15 protein-coding genes are annotated in these 19,458 nt (G+C 63.9%); 4 read left to right on the top strand and 11 right to left on the bottom strand.

The annotated features are described in order from the left end of the window. Positions 1 to 52: 52 nt before the first annotated feature. From ACQR1W_RS19950 to ACQR1W_RS19940, 3 genes are all read right to left on the bottom strand, one after another. On the bottom strand, positions 53 to 799 hold the full coding sequence (locus ACQR1W_RS19950; RefSeq protein WP_434852378.1) for a hypothetical protein: 747 nt from the start codon (positions 797 to 799) through the stop codon (positions 53 to 55). Positions 800 to 1,114: 315 nt separating this feature from the next. Next, entirely contained in the window at positions 1,115 to 2,353 is a 1,239-nt protein-coding gene (locus tag ACQR1W_RS19945; protein WP_434852377.1) for a tetratricopeptide repeat protein, read from the bottom strand. 118 nt (positions 2,354 to 2,471) lie between these two features. After that, the gene (locus ACQR1W_RS19940; protein WP_434852376.1) at positions 2,472 to 3,671 is read right to left on the bottom strand and encodes a TrmJ/YjtD family RNA methyltransferase; all 1,200 of its coding nucleotides are present in this window, start codon (positions 3,669 to 3,671) and stop codon (positions 2,472 to 2,474) included. 376 nt (positions 3,672 to 4,047) lie between these two features. Here ACQR1W_RS19940 and ACQR1W_RS19935 point away from each other — a divergent pair, with 376 nt between their 5' ends. Then, entirely contained in the window at positions 4,048 to 5,262 is a 1,215-nt protein-coding gene (locus ACQR1W_RS19935) for an NADP-dependent isocitrate dehydrogenase (protein ID WP_434852375.1), read from the top strand. A gap of 93 nt (positions 5,263 to 5,355) precedes the next feature. Further along, positions 5,356 to 5,859 (top strand): DUF3455 domain-containing protein, encoded by a 504-nt coding sequence (locus ACQR1W_RS19930; protein WP_434852374.1) that lies wholly within the window; start codon positions 5,356 to 5,358, stop codon positions 5,857 to 5,859. Between the two features lie 4 nt (positions 5,860 to 5,863). Here ACQR1W_RS19930 and ACQR1W_RS19925 read toward each other — a convergent pair whose 3' ends face one another. Together ACQR1W_RS19925 and ACQR1W_RS19920 are read right to left on the bottom strand one after the other, a co-directional pair. After that, entirely contained in the window at positions 5,864 to 7,522 is a 1,659-nt protein-coding gene (locus ACQR1W_RS19925; protein ID WP_434852373.1) for a copper resistance D family protein, read from the bottom strand. 11 nt (positions 7,523 to 7,533) lie between these two features. Beyond that, complete coding sequence (locus ACQR1W_RS19920; protein ID WP_434852372.1) at positions 7,534 to 7,896, bottom strand: copper resistance CopC family protein; 363 nt, start codon at positions 7,894 to 7,896, stop codon at positions 7,534 to 7,536. Between the two features lie 438 nt (positions 7,897 to 8,334). Here ACQR1W_RS19920 and ilvD point away from each other — a divergent pair, with 438 nt between their 5' ends. Beyond that, positions 8,335 to 10,176 carry a dihydroxy-acid dehydratase gene (gene ilvD / locus ACQR1W_RS19915; RefSeq protein WP_434852371.1) on the top strand — a complete coding sequence of 614 codons (1,842 nt, stop codon included), beginning with the start codon at positions 8,335 to 8,337 and terminating at the stop codon, positions 10,174 to 10,176. Between the two features lie 85 nt (positions 10,177 to 10,261). Here ilvD and ACQR1W_RS19910 read toward each other — a convergent pair whose 3' ends face one another. The 4 genes from ACQR1W_RS19910 to ACQR1W_RS19895 all read right to left on the bottom strand — a co-directional run bounded on the left by ACQR1W_RS19910 (position 10,262) and on the right by ACQR1W_RS19895 (position 14,804). Continuing rightward, positions 10,262 to 11,371 (bottom strand): fatty acid desaturase, encoded by a 1,110-nt coding sequence (locus ACQR1W_RS19910; RefSeq protein WP_434852370.1) that lies wholly within the window; start codon positions 11,369 to 11,371, stop codon positions 10,262 to 10,264. Positions 11,372 to 11,578: 207 nt separating this feature from the next. Beyond that, positions 11,579 to 11,788, bottom strand: a complete 210-nt coding sequence (locus tag ACQR1W_RS19905) for a cold-shock protein (protein WP_434852500.1) — start codon at positions 11,786 to 11,788, stop codon at positions 11,579 to 11,581. Positions 11,789 to 12,093: 305 nt separating this feature from the next. Continuing rightward, entirely contained in the window at positions 12,094 to 13,290 is a 1,197-nt protein-coding gene (locus tag ACQR1W_RS19900; RefSeq protein ID WP_434852369.1) for an adenylate/guanylate cyclase domain-containing protein, read from the bottom strand. A 167-nt stretch (positions 13,291 to 13,457) separates the two neighbouring features. After that, positions 13,458 to 14,804, bottom strand: a complete 1,347-nt coding sequence (locus ACQR1W_RS19895; protein WP_434852368.1) for a carbohydrate porin — start codon at positions 14,802 to 14,804, stop codon at positions 13,458 to 13,460. 559 nt (positions 14,805 to 15,363) lie between these two features. Between ACQR1W_RS19895 and ACQR1W_RS19890 the strand changes: the two genes are divergently transcribed. Then, a complete protein-coding gene (locus ACQR1W_RS19890; RefSeq protein ID WP_434852367.1) occupies positions 15,364 to 16,383 on the top strand; it encodes a hypothetical protein in 1,020 nt (339 codons plus the stop codon). A gap of 680 nt (positions 16,384 to 17,063) precedes the next feature. Here the strand turns inward: ACQR1W_RS19890 and ACQR1W_RS19885 are convergent. Together ACQR1W_RS19885 and ACQR1W_RS19880 are read right to left on the bottom strand one after the other, a co-directional pair. Further along, positions 17,064 to 17,510, bottom strand: a complete 447-nt coding sequence (locus ACQR1W_RS19885; protein ID WP_434852366.1) for a hypothetical protein — start codon at positions 17,508 to 17,510, stop codon at positions 17,064 to 17,066. Positions 17,511 to 18,553: 1,043 nt separating this feature from the next. Then, on the bottom strand, positions 18,554 to 19,450 hold the full coding sequence (locus ACQR1W_RS19880; protein ID WP_434852365.1) for a helix-turn-helix domain-containing protein: 897 nt from the start codon (positions 19,448 to 19,450) through the stop codon (positions 18,554 to 18,556). Between the last annotated feature and the right edge of the window lie 8 nt (positions 19,451 to 19,458).

Below are 19,458 nucleotides of genomic sequence, written 5' to 3'. Positions count from 1 at the left end.
CCTGACGCTCCGCGGGGATCACACGAACGCAGATATTAGCGTCAGAGAGCGATCAAGGCATGACCCTGAGGATGCGCGCCTCTGCATCGGCGACCGATCGCACGCCTGATGCCGGCGAGCATTCCGCCAAGGCGCGATCGATCAGCCGCATGGCGCCGGCATCCTGGCCTTGTTGCAGCATCAGTTCGCCGGCAAAGAAACTCGCCTCGCAGCGCCGCGCCTTCCGCGTGACAGGATCGCCCTGCTCGGCGGCGGCAAGCGCCGCCTCTGCTGTTCCCTGGCCGAGGAAGACGCGAACGATCGGCGCCGGCCATTTGCTCATGTCGAGCAGCTTTGCCTGATCTGCCAGCACGCTCGCCAGACCGGCGCGGCGGCGCGCCAGGTCGAGCCACAAAGCCGCCCGGGCATCCTTCTGATCCATCGCGCTGAGATGTCTGAAATCGTCCTGCGACTGCTCCAGCAGTCCCGCCTGGAAGCTTGCAATTCCCCGTCCGCGATACGCTTGCGCACGGTACCGATCGCGCCCGGAGGTCTGCTCGGAGCCGGACGTCGTCGGGATCGCCTTACCCTGGGGCAGATCAAGGTCGGCGTAATCATAGGCGGCACGAAGATCAGCCGAAGACTGCCGAATGACATTGTCGTAATCGGCAATCGCGTGATCGATGTCTCCCTTGCGGAAATAGGCTGCGGCGCGCCTGAATCGTGCCGTGACCACCTGCGGCGCCGTCGGCCCGCCGTGCTCGATCACGGCGGTGCAGTCGGCAATCCGCTCGTCGAGACTGGCGTCCACTGCGGTCATGCACCGCTTTGCCGCTGATGGTTGGGCGCTCGCCGAGATGGCGGAGATTGAAGCCAAAATCAGCGCGCAACCGCGGAGCGAGTACCATCGGTGCCTAGTCATAATTGCGTTGCCTCCCTGTGTGCTGATTGATGGTATCAACACACGTCGAGGTCACCACAATCTGCAGCTGCATTCGCAAATCATCGTTCAGGCGATGTAAATGGAATCGCAGACTCTAGCCGGGCGCTCGCAAGATCATCGCCGGTCGCTTGACCCCTCGCGCCATCCGTCAGCTTGAGCTCGCCATGGCGCGGAAGTGTGCCCGCGCATCTGTCATGGCTCCTGTCCGCCCGCGCCAAGCCTGCGAAGCTCCGCATGGGCGGCCGGCCATTCGACGAACTGCCTTGGGCAGATTTCGGTGGCAACGCGCAGCAGCCTGATAGCTTCGTCCCGCGCGCCGTTGGCAAGCGTCAGCTCTCCCGCATAGAAATTCGCTTCGCAGACTTGGCCCTTGCGCTTGTTTGGACTGGAATCCTCGGCAGCAACAAGCAAAGCCTCGAACGTCAGACCACCGAGATAGTAGCGAATGACGGGGGCAGGCCATTTCGACATGTCGACCTGCTTTGCGCTTTCAGCTAGTTCGCTGGGTTCGCCGCTACGCCGACGTGCAAGATCGAGCCAGAGCTGCGCATAGGAATCCTTGGGCCGGAGTTCGGCGGCTCGGCTGAAATCCTCGAACGCCTCACGCGATCTGCCGCTTTCCAGGAGAGCGACTCCCCGCGCCCGATGGAGGACGGCATTGTCCGCGTCGATCTTGAAAGCCTGGTCGAGCCGGGCCAACGCAGCATCCATGTCGCCGCGCCGCTCATGCGCGCTGGCCAGATCGAGGTCGCCCTGCAGATTTTTGGGATTGAGCTCGGTCGCCCGCTCGAAATCCGCCACCGCATGATCAATCTGATCCTGGTCCAGATAGACTGCGCCGCGACAGAGATAGCCGTACTCACGCTCCGGACTGATCTCGATTGCTCTGCCGCAATCAGCCAGCGCCCGCTCCCAATCATGCTTGGCCCTGTAGGCGCCGCTGCGGCCGACATAGGCGCCGACATTCTCGGGATGAATCAGAAGAATCTGTCCGTAGTCGGCGATCGCGCCGTCTGGGTTCTCTTTTGCCAGATAGACCAGCGCTCGTCCGCTGAGAGCATAAATGTTCTTATGGTCAGCTTCGATCACTCGTTTGTAGTCGGCAATGGCTGCATCATTGTCATGCTTCCGCAAATAAGCGGAGGCACGTGCAAGTCGCGCCGGGACGTTGTCCGGATCGCGGGTAAGGATTTCGTCGTAGTCCGCGATCGCGAGCTCTATCTCGCCTTTCTGGATCTGGAACATCGCCCGACGAAGGCGGGCCATATTCAGGCTTTTCAAGGTGGCCGCGGAACTCTCGATCAAGGCGGTGCAGCCGGCGATACGATCGTCCAGTGTGATATTCCCGGTCCCGTGGCACTTGATGCCCGGAGACGATTGCGCAGGGGCACCTGGGATCGGCACCAATAAACCCACCAGCGTCAGCACCACCGCCGCGACGGACGCGCACGATCCCAGTTTCATTCAGCCCCCAACTTGCAGCCAGATCATATTACCTGGCCCGCAGATGGCGACAATCCTTCGCTGCAGCGAAAAGATCGCCGATCAGCTACCGCGCCTCCCCCACGATGGCCGCCAGCCGCACCAGCTCCCGCTCCAGATCGGCCTCGATGTCGGCGACGTTGATGTCAACCACGCGGTAGTTGCGGCTCTCGAGCCAGGCGCGGCGCGCGGCGCGGTCGGCTGCGATCGCTTCGCTCTCGTCAGTGTTGACCAGCTCGATTGCGAGGCGATGGACGAAGGAGACGAAATCCGGAATCTGCCGGCCCACCGGAGTCTGCCGCTTGAACTGGCCGGCGAAGCGGCGGTCGCGGCTCAGCGCGTGCCAGAGCATGCGCTCGGCATCGGTCGGATTGCGGCGGAGCAGCCGGGCCAGCCCGCGCAGCGACCCGCGGGAATCCGGCAGGCTCGCCACAGCCCCCTGCTCTGCGATCAGCGCCCGCAGCCGCGTGGCCTGCTCACTGTCGAGCACGCCGCCCTTTGCCGGGCCCTTGCGCCCCTCGGCGATCGCCATGATCACGCCGTGCAGGGTATGCATGTCCTGCCTGGTCGGCTCCATCCGGAAGAAGATGTTGCGCAGGTTCACCAGCATGGTCTCGCGCTTCTCTGCGGGCCGCAGGAATTCGACCCGGTCGAGCTCGCGCACCAGATTCTCGAAGAAGGCCTCCATCTGCTCCTGCGAGGCGCGCTCGGAGCGCTCCGGCATGGCGAAGGGCAAGGCGCCGGAGGTCACCAGCTTGAACCATTCGTAACCCATCAGGAGCACAGCCTGGGCGAGGTTCAGCGACGCGAAACCGGGATTGACCGGATAGGTGATGATGCGGTTGGCGCGCGCCACCTCCTCGTTGGTCAGGCCGGCGCGCTCGCGTCCGAACAGGATGCCGGCCCTGCCACCGCTGACCACGTGGCCCTGGATTTCGCGGGCGGCGGCCTCCGGCCCTACCACCGGCTTGGCCTGGTCGTGGCTGCGCGCGGTGGTCGCGAACACGAGGTCGAGATCGGCGACCGCCTGATCGAGCGTTTCGAACAGTCCGACATTCTCGATGATGTGGTCAGCCCCGGCCGCGGCACGCTGAGCGGCGATGTTCGGCCAGCCGTCGCGCGGATTGACCAGCCGAAGCTCCGTCAGCGCGAAATTGCCCATGGCGCGGGCCGTCATGCCGATGTTTTCGCCGAGCTGCGGCTCGACCAGGATGACAACCGGCCCCTGTATCTCCAGTCCAGCCTTGGTCTTGTCGGTCCCCGACACGTGCAGTCCTCATGTCGATTGGTTCGTGAGATCGGTGGCGCCGCTCGCTCGACCTCGCCCCGCTTGCGGGGAAAGGGAGCGTACCGCCCGTTTGAGCCCAGATTTATCGCCCCGCTTGGCGCGAATTGGCCGATTTCTCAAGCAAAATAATGAGGTTATTGGCCGATTCTACCGTTTTCCCGAAACTGGAGAGCGCAAATCGGTCGGCAGCGGCTCCGCAGCGTCACCCATCCCCCGAGAACGCCGGGCTCGGCTGCTGAAATGCGCATCAGTGCATAGCGGCTGCGCTTCCGCCCGCGGTGCGGCAGTGCTATGACGCCCCGATTTCCCACCGCTCTTTAGGCGAGCGAGCTATCCCCAAGAGGCCCAACCGATCATGGCAAAAATCAAGGTGTCCAACCCGGTCGTCGAGCTCGACGGCGACGAGATGACCCGGATCATCTGGCAGTACATCAAGGACAAGCTGATCAACCCCTTCCTTGACGTCGAGCTGATGTATTTCGACCTCGGGATGGAGCACCGCGACGCGACCAACGACCAAGTCACCGTCGATGCAGCCAACGCCATCAAGAAGGTCGGCGTCGGCGTGAAATGCGCCACCATCACCCCGGACGAGGCGCGGGTGAAGGAGTTCGGCCTGAAGGAAATGTGGAAGTCGCCGAATGGCACCATCCGCAACATCCTGGGCGGCGTGATCTTCCGCGAGCCGATCATCTGCAAGAACGTGCCGCGGCTGGTGCCCGGCTGGACCAAGCCGATCATCATCGGCCGCCATGCGTATGGCGACCAGTACCGCGCCACCGACATCAAATTCCCCGGCAAGGGCACGCTGACGATGAAATTCGTCGGCGAGGACGGCACCGTGATCGAGAAGGAGGTCTTCAAGGCCCCCGGCGCCGGCGTGGCGATGTCGATGTACAATCTCGATGAGTCCATCATGGACTTCGCCCGCGCCTCGTTGAACTACGGCCTGCAGCGCGGCTACCCGGTCTATCTCTCGACCAAGAACACCATCCTGAAGGTCTATGACGGCCGCTTCAAGGACATCTTCCAGGACATCTACGACCGCGAGTTCAAGACGCAATTCGAGGCCAAGAAGATCTTCTATGAGCACCGCCTGATCGACGACATGGTCGCGGCGGCGCTGAAGTGGTCGGGCGGCTATGTCTGGGCCTGTAAGAACTACGACGGCGACGTGCAGTCGGACACCGTGGCGCAGGGCTACGGCTCGCTCGGCCTGATGACCTCGGTGCTGATGACCCCGGACGGCAAGACGGTGGAGGCCGAGGCCGCCCACGGCACGGTGACCCGCCACTACCGCGAGCACCAGAAGGGCAAGGAGACCTCGACCAACTCGATCGCCTCAATCTTCGCCTGGACCCGCGGCCTCGCCCACCGCGCCAAGCTCGACAACAACACCGAGCTGGCCAAGTTCGCCTCCACGTTGGAGAAGGTCTGCGTCGATACTGTCGAGGCCGGCTACATGACCAAGGACCTCGCGCTGCTGGTCGGTGCCGACCAGCGCTGGCTGTCGACCACCGGCTTCCTCGACAAGATCGCGGAAAACCTCACCAAGGCGATGGCGGCGTAACCCTGTCCGCATTTTCGCCTGACGGTCGTTGAATAGTAAGGGGGCCGCACTTCCCGTGCGGCCCCTGCTCCTTGAGAGAAGAAGGCTGCTCCGATGCGCGCGACCACCGCCCTGCTCGCCCTCGCTGTCTTGGCCGTGACTGGCGGCGCCCGCGCCGGCGAGACCACGATCCCCGATGCGCTGATCGCGCCGGGCGAGAAGGTGGTGCTGACGCTGCATGCCGAAGGCGCGCAGGTCTATGAGTGCAAGACCGACAAGGACGGCAAGCTGGCCTGGACATTCCGCGAGCCGATCGCGACGCTGATGGAAGATGGCAAGACCGTCGGCCGGCACTATGCCGGACCGAACTGGGAGCATCAGGACGGCAGCGCCGTCACCGGGCGCGTGGTCGGCACCGCGATCGGCGCGACCGAGAACGACATTGCCTGGCTGAAGCTCAATGCCATCGCCCATCGCGGCAACGGCATTCTGGCCAACATCACCACCGTACAGCGGCTCAATACCAAGGGCGGCGCGCTCGAAGGGGCCTGCGACGCGGCCGGGAGCTTCCGCAGCGTCGGCTATGCCGCCGACTACGTGTTCCTGCGCAAGGACTGAGCGCTCACGCCTCGCGATAATCCAAGAGGATCAGCCCGACCAGGACGAAGGCGACCGGCCAGACCCAGGCCGCGACGCGGCTGATCCGCCCCTGCAGCCGCAGCTCGAGCCAGCGCGCCCAGCCCGCCGTGATGCCGCACAGCGCAAGCGGCGTGTGGCTCATCTCGATCAAGAGCTGATCCTTGATGTTGGCGATGGCGTGGGAATGCGTCATCAAGAGCGCGCCGCCGACCGCGACGGTCAAGGGAAATACCAGCGCCGCGTTTCCGGCGGCCTCGCCGCGCAGCCGTACCCGCCATTCGAACAGGCCGAACAGGATGATCAGCACCACGAACATGCGGTGCTGCGCGACTTCCGGATCGCGCAACGAGGCGAAGAAGCCGATCGGCCCGATCGGCCAGGCCATCTCGTCGGCGCGGACAAACAGGAACGCCGCCATCACCAGGAACAAGAGCGGCCAGTGCCGGGCCCATCGGCCCCAGCGGACATGCTCGATCATCGCCAACAGGCCGATCAGCACCACGAAGATGCCGGCCCAATGGTGGTTGTATTCGGACCAGGCGATGTCCTCGGCGCTGCGCGGCAGGATCACGCCCTCCCCGGGGACATAGGCCGGCGGCGCGGTCACGCGCTGCGCATCGGCGGCGTCGATCTTGGCCTGCAGCTGCGAGATCGTCAGCTGGTCGACCGTGGGGCTGGTCAGGCGCGGCCATTGCGGCGTGGCGCGCTCGACGATCTCCTGCCAGCTCAGCCGGTCCTGGCTGAGGTCGATGCCCGGCGGCAGCGAGGTCAGCGAGCCCGCGGTCAGGAGCACCGTGAGCCCGATGCCGAGCTCGACCTCGACGAAGCGCTTCAGCCGCAGCACCGGCGCCTTGGGATCGCTCTGTCGCAGCCGCTCGACGGCAAAATAGTTGCCGGCGCCGAGCGCCAGCAGCATCAGCAGCATCGCCACTTTCGCCGAGGTCATCACCCCATAGGCGGTGCCGTAGATCGCCTCGAACGAGCCGAGATAGGCCACCGCCATCACCGTGCCGCCGAGCACGATCGCTGCGACCGAGACCATCGACATCAGCGAGTAGCGGCGCCCGATCAGGCGTTCATCAGCCTCAGCCCTGCAGCCGTTCAGCGCCATCAGGAAGTATGGCAGCCCGCCGATCCACACCCCCGCGCCCAGCATGTGCAGAGCATCAGCCAACAGCAGCGGCCAGCGCACGTCGAGCCGGCTTGCCGCGTGGGTCAGGTTGAGCTGCAGGACCAGCGCGAGCGCGGCCACCGCGACCAGCGCCGCGGTGCGCCAACGGGTCCAGGTGCCGGTCCGCGCCAAAAGCGAAAGGCCGAGCGCGCAAGCCGCCACCGCAAGCTCGGAGCGCGCGAAATCCGCGCTCGCCGCCTCGCTCCATGACACATCGAGCGTGCCGGTCAGCGCCGCGAGATTGATCGCGAGCGAGGCGAGCGTGACCAGAAACCAGGCGCGCGCGCTGATGCGCAGGAATCGCTGGCATCGCTTGCCGACCACGATCGCATCGGCCGACAGCCGCTCCTGCAGTGGCCGCAACAGCAGCACCTGGAAAGCGATGCCGCCGAGCGTGAACGACTGCGCCAGCAGCGTCAGCCCGCGCAGCACCACCGAGAGATAGCCGAATATGTCGAGGAAGAGGTACACGGCTGGCGGACTTAGTGCACCGTGAACGGGATATCGCCGCGCGTGATGTGCCCATCAACGCTCAACACCTGCCAGCGCAGACGCCAGCTGCCCGGCGCCAGCGCCTTGGCTTCGGCATCGATCTCGTCAGCCGGCGTGTCGGGTGTCGGCGTCAGCGTCTGCTCGGCCCCGTCGGGCGGGAGCAGCTTCAATCGCGAGCGCGCATGATCGATGCGGCTGTTGAACCGCAGCCGGATCGCAACCGCATCCTTGTCGACGGTCGCGCCTGATGCGGGCTGCGAGGAGACAATGATGGCGTGGGCCGAAGCGGCTTGTGGCGCCGCGAGCAGCAACGACACTGCCAGGACGCGCGGGAGAGTTGGAAGAGCAGGCATGAGATTCGACGGCAATGTGCCACGTCGCCGATGTCGACGGCGTGATCTGAGGAAATTGAACTGCACCGTATTTAAATGCCTGCGCCTCCCGCAAGTAGGCACAAAGTCGTGACACGCGACGACACGCTGCGAACTGTGGCAGCACAACTACACACTGCGCGTGCGCCTGTTACAGCCGAAACAAGCCGCTCGCCGAGGGGCCGGATGCTTTCCCTATTTGCTCTACCGGCGCTGCCCCATGCGGCCGCAGGCGCAGACGTGAGCGCCGGGCACGCCGTCGCGCCCGGCATCGCTGAACCACAAAATTACATGTCGCATCATCGGCTTATTCGCGGTATGCCACGCCGCATCGCTTTGCCTCCGTCCGGCCCTGGGGCTGTTCCCTGCTCCCGCCGGACCACCATTGCCGTCTCTTGAGGAACGCCCGAGGAAACCGTCATGCCCGCCTACCGCTCCCGAACCTCCACCCACGGCCGCAACATGGCCGGCGCCCGCGGCCTGTGGCGCGCCACCGGGATGACCAATGAGGATTTCGGCAAGCCGATCATCGCGGTCGTCAACTCCTTCACCCAGTTCGTGCCCGGCCATGTGCATCTGAAGGATCTCGGCCAGCTGGTGGCGCGCGAGATCGAGAAGGCCGGCGGCGTCGCGAAGGAGATGAACACGATCGCGGTCGACGACGGCATCGCCATGGGCCATGACGGCATGCTCTACAGCCTGCCCTCGCGCGAGCTGATCGCCGACAGCGTCGAATACATGGTCAACGCGCATTGCGCCGATGCCATGGTCTGCATCTCCAACTGCGACAAGATCACGCCCGGCATGCTGATGGCGGCGATGCGGCTCAACATCCCCGCCGTGTTCGTCTCGGGCGGGCCGATGGAGGCCGGCAAGGTCAATCTTGCTGGCAAGCTGCGCAAGATCGATCTGATCGACGCCATGGTGACGGCTGCCGACGACAAGGTCTCGGACGCCGACGTCGAGGTGATGGAGCGCTCGGCCTGCCCGACCTGCGGCTCGTGCTCCGGCATGTTCACCGCGAACTCGATGAACTGCCTGACGGAGGCGCTCGGCCTGTCGCTGCCCGGCAACGGCTCGGTGCTGGCGACGCATGCCGACCGCAAGGGCCTGTTCGTCGAAGCCGGTCACCTGATCGTCGATCTCGCCCGCCGCTATTACGAGCAAGATGACGCCAGCGTACTGCCGCGTTCGATCGCCAGCTTCAAGGCGTTCGAGAACGCGATGAGCCTGGATATCGCGATGGGCGGCTCGACCAACACGGTGCTGCATCTGCTGGCTGCCGCCCACGAAGGCGAGGTGCCGTTCACGATGAAGGACATCGACCGGCTCTCGCGGAAGGTGCCGGTGCTGTGCAAAGTCGCGCCTGCGGTAGCGGACGTGCACATGGAGGACGTGCATCGCGCCGGCGGCGTGATGGCGATCCTGGGCGAGCTCGCGCGCGCCGGCCTGCTGCATACGGAATTGCCGAACGTGCATTCGGCCTCGCTCGCGGCCGCGCTGGAGCGCTGGGATATCAGACGCAGCCAAAGCGAGAGCGTGAAGAACTTCTACATGGCCGCGCCCGGCGGCGTGCCGACGCAGGTCGCGTTCAGCCAGGACCGCCGCTATCAGGAGCTCGATCTCGATCGCGAGACGGGCTGCATCCGCGACCTCGCGCATGCCTATTCCAAGGACGGTGGCCTCGCCGTGCTCTATGGCAATGTCGCAGCTGACGGCTGCATCGTGAAGACCGCCGGCGTCGACGAGAGCATCCTGAAATTCGCAGGCCCCGCCCGCGTCATGGAGAGCCAGGATGCTGCGGTCGAGGCGATCTTGACCAACAAGATCAAGCCCGGCGACATCGTCGTGGTGATCTATGAAGGCCCGCGCGGCGGCCCTGGCATGCAGGAGATGCTGTATCCGACCAGCTATCTGAAGTCGAAGGGGCTGGGCAAGGCGTGCGCGCTGATCACCGACGGCCGCTTCTCCGGCGGCTCCTCGGGGCTCTCGATCGGCCACGTCTCGCCGGAAGCCGCGGAGGGCGGCCTGATCGGGCTCGTCAAGGATGGTGACCGCATCGAGATCGACATCCCCAACCGCAGCATTCATCTTGCGGTCGATGACGAGACGCTGGCCCATCGCCGCGCCACGATGGAGGCCAAGGGCGCTGAGGCCTGGAAGCCGGCCAAGCGCGCGCGCAAGGTCTCGACCGCGCTGAAGGCCTATGCCGCGTTTGCCTCCAGCGCGGCACGCGGCGCCGTGCGCGTGGTGAAGGATTGAGATGCACAGCTTAGGGTGGGTAAAGACGTGAAGCGCTTCGCCTACCCTTTCCACCATGCGCAATATGGTGCGCGCTTCGCTGGGCCTATCCTAGCCGCCCAGCGGCAGCCTCCGGCGAAACCGAGCGGCGCGGCCACTTCGATGGGGCCGTCCGAAGCTCCAGAGCCCCGGCGTCCACCCTGGCGTCGCGAAACGACACCAGGCGGCGCTGCGCCTCGTCCCACAGCACAAGCCTCACGCAGCGAAAGCTCTGCGGCAGCGTGATGCGACAGGCCTCGCGCAGCTCCGGATGGTCACGCAGCACCGCCGGGAGGCGGTAATATGGAATCCGACTGCTGAGGTGGTGCACGTGATGGATGCCGATGTTGGCCGTTAACCAACGCAGCACCAGCGGCAGATCGTAATGTGAACTGCCATAGAGGGCGGCATCATGCAGGTTCCAGCGCTCGTCGCGGTCCCACGCGGTCTGCTCGAATTGATGCTGCACGTAGAACAGCCAGACGCCGGCTGTGGCCGCGAGCAGCATGATCGGAAGATGCACCAGCAGAAATGCATTGAGGCCGACGAGCCAGGTGAGTGCGGCAACAGTCGCGGCGATGCCGAGATTGGTCGCCATCGTGCTGGCCCAAAGCCGCCAACCGTCGTGCATGAGGCCGACCGGAAGCCGGTGTTGCAGCAGAAACAGATAGGCCGGTCCGACCCCGAACATGACCAGCGGGTGGCGGTAAAGCCGATATGTCAGACGGCCCCACCAGGAACGGGCTCTGTATTCGCGCACCGTCAACGTATCGATGTCGCCGATGCCGCGCCGGTCGAGATTGCCGGTGGTGGCATGATGGATCGCATGCGTGCGGCGCCACCAGTCGTAAGGCGTCAGCGTCAGCACGCCGATGATGCGGCCGACCCAGTCGTTCGCCAGGCGCCCGGCGAAGAAGGTGCCATGGCCGCAATCGTGCTGAATCATGAATAGGCGCACGAGAAAGCCGGCCGCCGGGACAGCGATGAGCAATGAAGCCCAGGCATGGCCAAGGGTGAACATGTACCAGGCCGCTGTCCATAACGTCACGAGCGGCGTGACGGTGATCACCAATTCGGCAGCGCTTCGCGCGCGATTTGGCCTGCCATAGCTGGCCAGAATGCGCGTCCAGCGCCGCGCGTCGGGCCTCGACACGCCCGAATGATGTTCAGTGCTCAAGAGAATATCCAAGGCCTGCCGACGCGCGCTCCGTCGTCGGCGCAGCCGCGATCTGCTTGTTGACGTGCAACGTGATCTTCACCTGCAATGCGGCAATTATGGTGAAATAGAAAATCCCGCGTGCCGACGGATCGGACGCGGGACTCTGAAGCCATAAGCTCTGCCGGTACATCCGTGGTCAAAGCATCTGGTCCTTCGCGCGGCCGCTTAGGCGGCGCGCAGGTTTTCAGCGGCGGATTTGCCGGTTCGGCGGTCCGCCACGATGTCGAAGCTGACCTTCTGTCCCTCATTGAGGGTGCTCATGCCGGCGCGTTCGACCGCGCTGATATGAACGAAGACGTCGTTGCCGCCGGCGTCGAGCTGAATGAAGCCGAAGCCCTTTTGGCTGTTAAACCACTTCACAGTTCCTGTATTCACTGTCGATGTCCTTTCACTGACAACGTGCACGTAAGACCCAAGGCGCCGCAGGCGGCGACCTTTGTCGATGGATCGATTTTTGGAGAAGGGGGTCTGAAACGTGCGCGCCTGTCGGGTGACGAGGCGAAGCGGCCCAGGTCGTTCGGCCAAGTGTCGATGGCCGCCATATGGGCACAAATCGGGCCGCCGTCAAGATTTGCGGGTTGCAGTCCGTAATAGCCCGTATAGCCCGTGGGCGAGTGTGGCCGAGACCACAACTTTTTCGTCCAGCAGCACTCGGCATCAGCCAACCCAGGGATCGGCCCTCACCCGGGATATGCAAACAGCTCAATCGGCTCGGCAAAGCCGCGCACCGGATATTCGCCGACGCGCTCGAGTTCGAACTCATTCTTGACCAGGTCGGCGAAGTCGCGCGACAGCAGCACCGGCTTGCCGACCTGCTTGGTCAGCGTTTCCAGGCGCGAGGCCATGTTGACGGCCGGACCGATCACGGTGAAGTCGAGCCGCGCGCGCGAGCCGATATTGCCGTACATGACGTCGCCGACGTGGACGCCGACCCCATAATTGAGCGGCGCGCGGCCGTTGCCGCCGTTCCTGTCGTTCAGTGCAGTCATGGCCTGACGCGCCTCGCTCACGGCATGCAGCAGATTGGCGCAGGCCTGTGGCTGGCTGAGTGGAAAGATCGCGAGCAGGCCGTCCCCCATGAATTTCAGGATTTCACCGCCGTGGCGCGCGATCGGCTCCGACACCGCGTCGAAATAGTCGTTCAGGAGATCGATCACGTCGTCGCGCGGCCAGTTGTCGGAGATCTTGGTGAAATCCCTGAGATCGCAGATCATGATGGCGGCGCGGACCGTGGTGCCGCTGCCACGCCGCGTGGCGCCGGCGAGGATCAGTTCGCCCGCATGCGACCCCACATAGGTTTCGAGCAGCGTCCGCGCCAGCCGGTTCTTGATGCGGATCTCGCTGACCAGCGCCAACACCGGCAGCAACCGCTGCAGGGCATCGAGATGAGCGGGCTCGAAGCCGCCAGGACGATCGGTCGCGAAGGTCACGAAGTGGCGCTTGCCGAGCGTGTGATAGATCGGCCAGGCGACATAGTCGGTCAGGCCCTGGGCCCGCATCTCGTCATAGACGGCGTGCTGGCGGCCCTGTGACGGATCACGCTCCAGATTCTCACGCACCTCCGCGGCGCCATCATGGATCTCGTTGCCGGGACTGCCGATATATTCCGAGCGCTCCCTGACGTCGTGGTCGACCCGTGCGATCTCGGCTCCGCGCATCCCGTCACTCCAGAGGATACGCGCACCGAGCCATTGCGGATGCTGGATCAGGACATGGAGCGTGGCCCGTTTGAGCGGAATGCCTGATTGCTGCAGCCGGACGCACATCTCGGCGAAGATGTTGTCGATGAAGCGCTCGTCGCGGGTGCCGTTGGTCAGCCAGTGCACGACGTCGGCGGACTGCGCGGTGGCGGGATCGATGTCTGGCGGCGCCTTCATATCTTGCTCCTGGGCCGGGGAACTGACCGACCTATGCAAGATAAGTCGTGTCGCGGCTCGCGGGAGTCAACAATGCAAAGGGGCACGCCTGCAGATAGGCATGCCCCTCTTCTCGCGTCAGATCAGCTGATTTCCTGGCCCGAAGGCCGCCAGATCAGAAGTGGACCTCAGAAGTGGACCACGGTGCGCAGGCCGAACACCCAGGCGTTGTCGGTCTTCACGCCGGCGGCATTGAACCCGCGCCCGCCGGGATTGATGACATACTGGGCGTCGAACTTGAGGTTCATCCAGCCGGTCGCCTGCCAGCCGTACCAGGCTTCGATCGGAACTTCGTTGCCGCCGGCATTCGGGGTCAGCGCCGCCGAGTTCACGTGGGTGGTGCCCACCGCGAAGCCGACTTCGTCATCCGGGCGGAACGAGAAGGTGCCGGTGTGCTTGACGCCCCACGCGATCTGGTAGTCCTGGAACGCGGTCCGGTGATCAGCCACGGTGGTGTTGAGGAAGGTGTACCAGCCCTGTGCCTTCGGACCCTCGACGGTCAAGCGCTGCAGGATCGACTCATAGACGCCAAAGCGGCCGCGTTGATCGCCGATGTTCTGATCCGGCACCCCGCCGACACCCGGGATGACCGTGATGATTCCCGGCAGGCCGCCATCGATGGTCGAGGCGTTGTCATACCAGCCGCCGAAGCGCCAAGTCCCGTTCAAGGGACCGCTGGGTGCATAGACCAACTCCACCGGCACCAGCACGCCCGCGCCGGGGTGCGAGGACGGGATGCCCGGCGCCGCGTAGATGCCGGCGTCCGAGGTCGTCAGATATTGCGGATTGGCGTCGTAGACGCCGACCGACAACTGCAATTCCTTGGTGATGTTGTAGTGCGCGACACCGCCCCACTGGCTGACCGGCCAGTTGAAGATGTAGCCACCCTGGATGTTGCCGGGCTGGCCGCCGCAGAAGGTCAGGTTGATGAACTCGCACAGCCCGAAGAAGAAGTCGCCACCGACCGGAAGACGGCCGCCCTTGAGCACGAGGCGATCATCGAACAGCTTCTGCTGCCAGTAGAATTCGGTCAGGCGGGCGATGTTGCCGCGGCCGAAGACCTCGTTGGTCAGCTGCAGGGCCGGAATGCCGGCCTCGGTGTTCAAATTGTCGCCGAAGCGCTGGACATAGGTGAAGGCGAACATGCCGCCTTTGATGCCGGCCAGCTTCTCCATGTCGAACTTGGCTTCGAACCAGAGCTGTCCGGCGTTGGCCGAGGTTTTCCTGCTTCCGCCCGACACGTTGGTGACGGCTTCGTCACCCAGCGTCAGCGCCAGCGAGATGCCCATCTCCTTCAGCCTGGTCCGGCCGAGATCGCCAAACAGATAAGGCCGCGTCCAGAAATCATCGGCCGACACATAAGGAACAGGCGGCGCTTTCGTCGGCAGATCGGCTGCATACGCTCCGCCGCTCAGCAGAGACAAAGCAACCCCCACGCCGCACAGACGTGCGGTGTTCAAAGACCTCTTCAACATTTTCGTCTGGTCCTTCCAGCGTCCCCAGGCTTTGTCTATTCTTGTCTCACGTCCCAGCTCAAAGCCTTCGCGACTGGAACGTGCCACCTCCCCAGCACACACCCGATATCGGCCGCCGCCCCGCGAAGCAGCCATCCATCAACTGGAGATTGGATGATGATCCTAAGCACATCACAGCGGGGTGCATATAGTCATACTATATGTTCCACCTTGGTATCTCCGTAACTGTGACGCGTGAGACACACGTATGGTCACGGTGTGGCGCGCCGGTCTCAGCAATTAGGCACGCGTAGGCCCATCCTCAGGGGATTTGGCGGTGCCATTTCCCCGATGGCAGCTTCCAGGGCCGCTTCCCCGACAGCGTCGGCTACCAAGACACCGCTCGGAGCCGACGAATCGCGCAAGAGTGCCATAACCGGCAATGCGAGGCCCCTCGTCGTTGAGTGCTTACCCCGCCATGTTTCCGTAAGACCGACGAGCTGCGCATCATCGTACCTGCTGCCTGCCGTTGTCGGCGGCTTCGGGTGCAAACCCGCCCACGTTCTCAGGAGACCTTGTTGTGGACTGGTTTGAACGACTGACTGGCTTCCCGGAATCCGATTACAGCTCGACCAAGGCCAGGCTCGCGGTCGAAAACGGCAGACTGACCTCCCGCGTCAATGGCAAGAGCTACCGCACCGGCCATCTCGAACTCGCGGCGCTTTCCGGTCTCCGCAACCGAATCAAGACTGGGCCTGTCAGGCATGGCAGGCCGCGCGTGAGCCTCATCAGCGGCGACGTCCGGGCCATGCACCTGTATCCGGAGTTCGCCGGCGCGTTGTTCCAGGTCGCATCACAGTTCAATCTGCTCGAGATGTTCGGACCTCATCGAACGCCGGAAGATGGTGTGACGATGTACCAATCCGATCCGACCCAGGGCCCGGCCTGCGCGATCGCTGCCGGCGCCGCCACGATCTATCGCAACTACTTCGTCGAGCTCGATAACCGCTGCGGCCAGACGCAAGACAGGCAGATCGATACATTGGCCGATCTTGGATCGGCGCTTCGCGACCGCCTTCCCTCAGATGCAGGTCAACTCTGGTCCATGATCAACGGCTACGCATTCTGCGCGCGACCGGCTCTCGCTGCCATTGCCCAGCTCCTTGACGACAGCGCACCGCACGAGATCGACACCTTGCGCGGCCATTTGCGGATCGGAATTCACACCGGCGTCGAGGCGACGGACGCCGCAGGTCCCCTGCCGCTTGTCTCGCAGGCCTTCTGCTCCGCACTCCCGGTGGCCTATAGCGACATTGCGCCGAAGTATTGGGAAAGGTTCGCGCGCCTGATCCTGGAAGCCGCCTATGAGGCGACACTCTGGGCCGCCGTGCTCAATGCAACGCGCGGCTCGAACATCGTCCTCTTGACAAGCCTCGGCGGCGGCGCCTTCGGCAATGACGAGAGCTGGATCGAGGATGCCCTGCACCGCGCGCTGCAGCTTGTGCGCGGATATGATCTCGACGTCAGGCTGGTGAGCTATGGACAGCCGTCCGCAGCGTTCCAGCGGATAGCGAAGGATTTCGGTTCGTACGATAGGTAGAGCCGAAGGCGAAACCCATCTTCGTCCATCCAAATCAGAAGGCGACGGGCTTCACTGCGCTCAACCATCCTCGGACGAGCTCAATTCTCTCTGCCGACCTGATTGGGTCCCGGCTCTGCGGAGCAGCACTGCGTGCTGCACCGCGTCCGGGACACGAGAGCGACGCGACAAAGGGCAAGCCCGTGGTAAGGCGCAAAAAACTGGAGTGCCCCTCCTCGAACCGGTCATGCGGAAGGTGATGGGTTTCGCTGCGCTCAACCCATCCTACGCATGCGGGATCAAGGGCTTGGTCGCTGAAAAGCCGTATCACGACCGCGGTCCTGACACGCCCCCACACCCCCTGCATGCACATCTCCTGGTGGATTGCATGCAGGGGGCATTGCCGAGCATGTGCCTCATTACCCAGCAAAGTCGATAATATCGATTTCGAAACGTGGCGCCATTGTCCTCAAGGTCAATCGACTTCTAGTTGAGTTAGGCTCATCGGCCACTCGTGGATCGCCGCTGATCTCACCGCGCAGCGCGAAATCGCGGCCGGCGCGCACCTTTTCGGTGACGCGGGCTTTGAATGGCACGATGTGAAAGCGCCGCTTGGGTCGAGCCGAATGCTAAACCCATCTTCGTCAAGCCGAGACACGTGGAAGGCGGGTTTCGCTGCGCTCGATCCATCGCTTGCGCAGCTACCGCCGCTGCAGGCTATCACCCCATCGCCGATGGAAGCCCTCCTGCTGCTCGACTGTGGCGGGCACAACCGTCTCATCGGATTCGAAGATATTGACAATGTCCTGTCGTGAGGTGGGCGAGCCCAATCGCATCTTGTAGGCCAGGACAGCCGGCCCCATCGATCTTTGCATCCCCGAGGGATAGACATTCTCGCTGGCGCCGAAACAACACAGCAACGTGCCGGTCTTCTCCAGATCGAGCCGAAGCTTGATCAGCGCATCAAAGAAGTCCACCTGGGACTCGGCGATTTTGATCTCAGCCCCCTGCTCGAGGGTGATCCTATAAGTCTCTTTATTATTGGGCCCGCAGATCTCGTCAGCTGAAACTTTGGCTGGCACACGCGTTCCAGTAGCGAGAACCACGACGATCTCACCCACAAAATAGTTTTCCGCTTCCATCCGCATCTTTCACACCAAGATCCCCGCCATAGCAAACAGTTCGTAGTTCGTAGGATGGGTAGAGCCGAAGGCGAAACCCATCCTCGTCGCCCCCCGGTCATGAGAAAGGTGATGGGTTTCGCTGCGCTCAACCCATCCTACGCCTACTACGCTCGCTGAGCCATAATCTCCTCTCATGAAAGGTAATGCCATTATCTGATAGATCGCAATCACCTCACCCGCGCGCCCTTGTTCATTCCGCTTTGCCCGACGGGTGACGTCGCGGCGCAAGCGCGCACGCTTTGTCGATCAGCCCCCCTTCCACACTCCTGCGCCAAACGACTGATTTCACGAGCCGGCTCAAGATCATCACCGGTTTCAAGAGCCCCACGTAGAAATAAACCGCTTCTGAAAATCAGCAAATCAGGCGTATGCTCCGCACCGTTCCGGTCCGGATGAGGGGCGTACGCGTCGTCACGATACGTTGGGCCGGCAATGCGATGGACGCTGTGCTGTCGGGCGCGTTTCAAGACGCAGACGACTGGCAGAGCGGCGGACGGCGAAATCGTGTGGTCCTGACACCCCGACGCTGGTGTCCTCGCGCTGATGCGACAGCATCATGCGGGCGCGACGAAGCTTTGCTTCGCGCGGACATGGTGGCCAACAAGCCCGGCGCACCAGGGAGAGCGCGTATAAGCCGTAAACCGTCGTGCAGGGAATGCCGGGACGTCTCGGCTGGACCTGTGGTTTCCGCCGCGTGCATTCTTTGTTGCACGCGGGCCATGGGTGCGGCCAGCGCCCGGCATTCCCTGCGCCCTCACGATTTCGAGGGCTCGAGCCTCAGGCATCGCCCGGGCGCTGATAGCGCCGCGGGAGCGATGAGGCTCGCCCGCTGTTTGACAGGTGCAGATGGACACGTCCTGAATCTGCGATTTCGCACGCTTCCTTTGCCCCCCAGACAATCGGAGCGATTCGAGACCGCGTATCGACGTGCCCTCTCCCCTTGTGGGGGAGGGCAGCTCAGTCGCCTGCCACAACCTCGGTCGGGTGAGGGGTCTTCGTCGGCGTTCTCATGTGTTGTGAGACCCCCTCATTGGCGTGCGCGGCGCCGACATGGGCGAGGATGGGCGCACGAGCTCGGCGGGCGGCACGCCCACGATCTCGGCAAAATCTTTGATCATGTGCGCCTGGTCGGAGAATCCCGCCTCGTAGGCGGTGTGGGCCCAGGTTGCGCCCTGACCCCGCACGGTCATGGCGCGTTCGAGGCGGGCAATGCGGGAAAACTGCTTTGCGCCCATGCCGAACATTGCGTCGAACCTGCGTGACAGGTTCCGCTCGCTGACATCGAGCCGGGCGGCAAGCTGCCGGACGCGCAGGTGAGGCGTCCGTCGCAGCATGGCCGCGGCCCGGCACGCCAGCGGGTCGGCCCGCGAGGCATGCAGATTGGCCAGCAGGAATTGCTCGACCCGGGCAAACCGCTCGGCACTGGTCCGCGCCTCGGCGATCATCTCTACAAGCAGCGAGACCTCGCTGGGACGGAACAGATCGTCAAGCCCGATCTGAGCATCGAGGAATGGCTGCATGCTGCCGCCGAGCAGATGAGCCGCGGCTTCCGGCCGGAGACGGATACTGATGGTGCCGAGCGGCCCGCGTGGCTGCACGGTGACGAGGCCGGTCTGCAGCTTGGTCGCACAGTGAGGGTGGTCGGGGTGGCGGGCGCTGCGCGCGCCGAATTGCCAGGTCATGGAGGGCGGCGTGCGGTACTGGATCAAAATGACTGGGCCGGTGCCGGGAATGACTCTCAGATTGAAGGCGCACGCCTGATCGGGGCTGCTGATGTCCCAGTCCGACATTTGGTCGACAATGCCGGCCACCACGGATGGTGTTCCCCCGACCGGACCGCCAAAGCCGAGCGGATGCGCGAGGGTGCGCACGCCGCGTCCGCCGACATGCGTGCGCATCTTCATTCGAACAC

It is taken from the genome of Bradyrhizobium sp. HKCCYLS1011, from assembly GCF_051167795.1.
In the GTDB taxonomy this organism is placed as follows: domain Bacteria; phylum Pseudomonadota; class Alphaproteobacteria; order Rhizobiales; family Xanthobacteraceae; genus Bradyrhizobium.
This window is presented reverse-complemented; position numbering and strand designations above follow the sequence as displayed.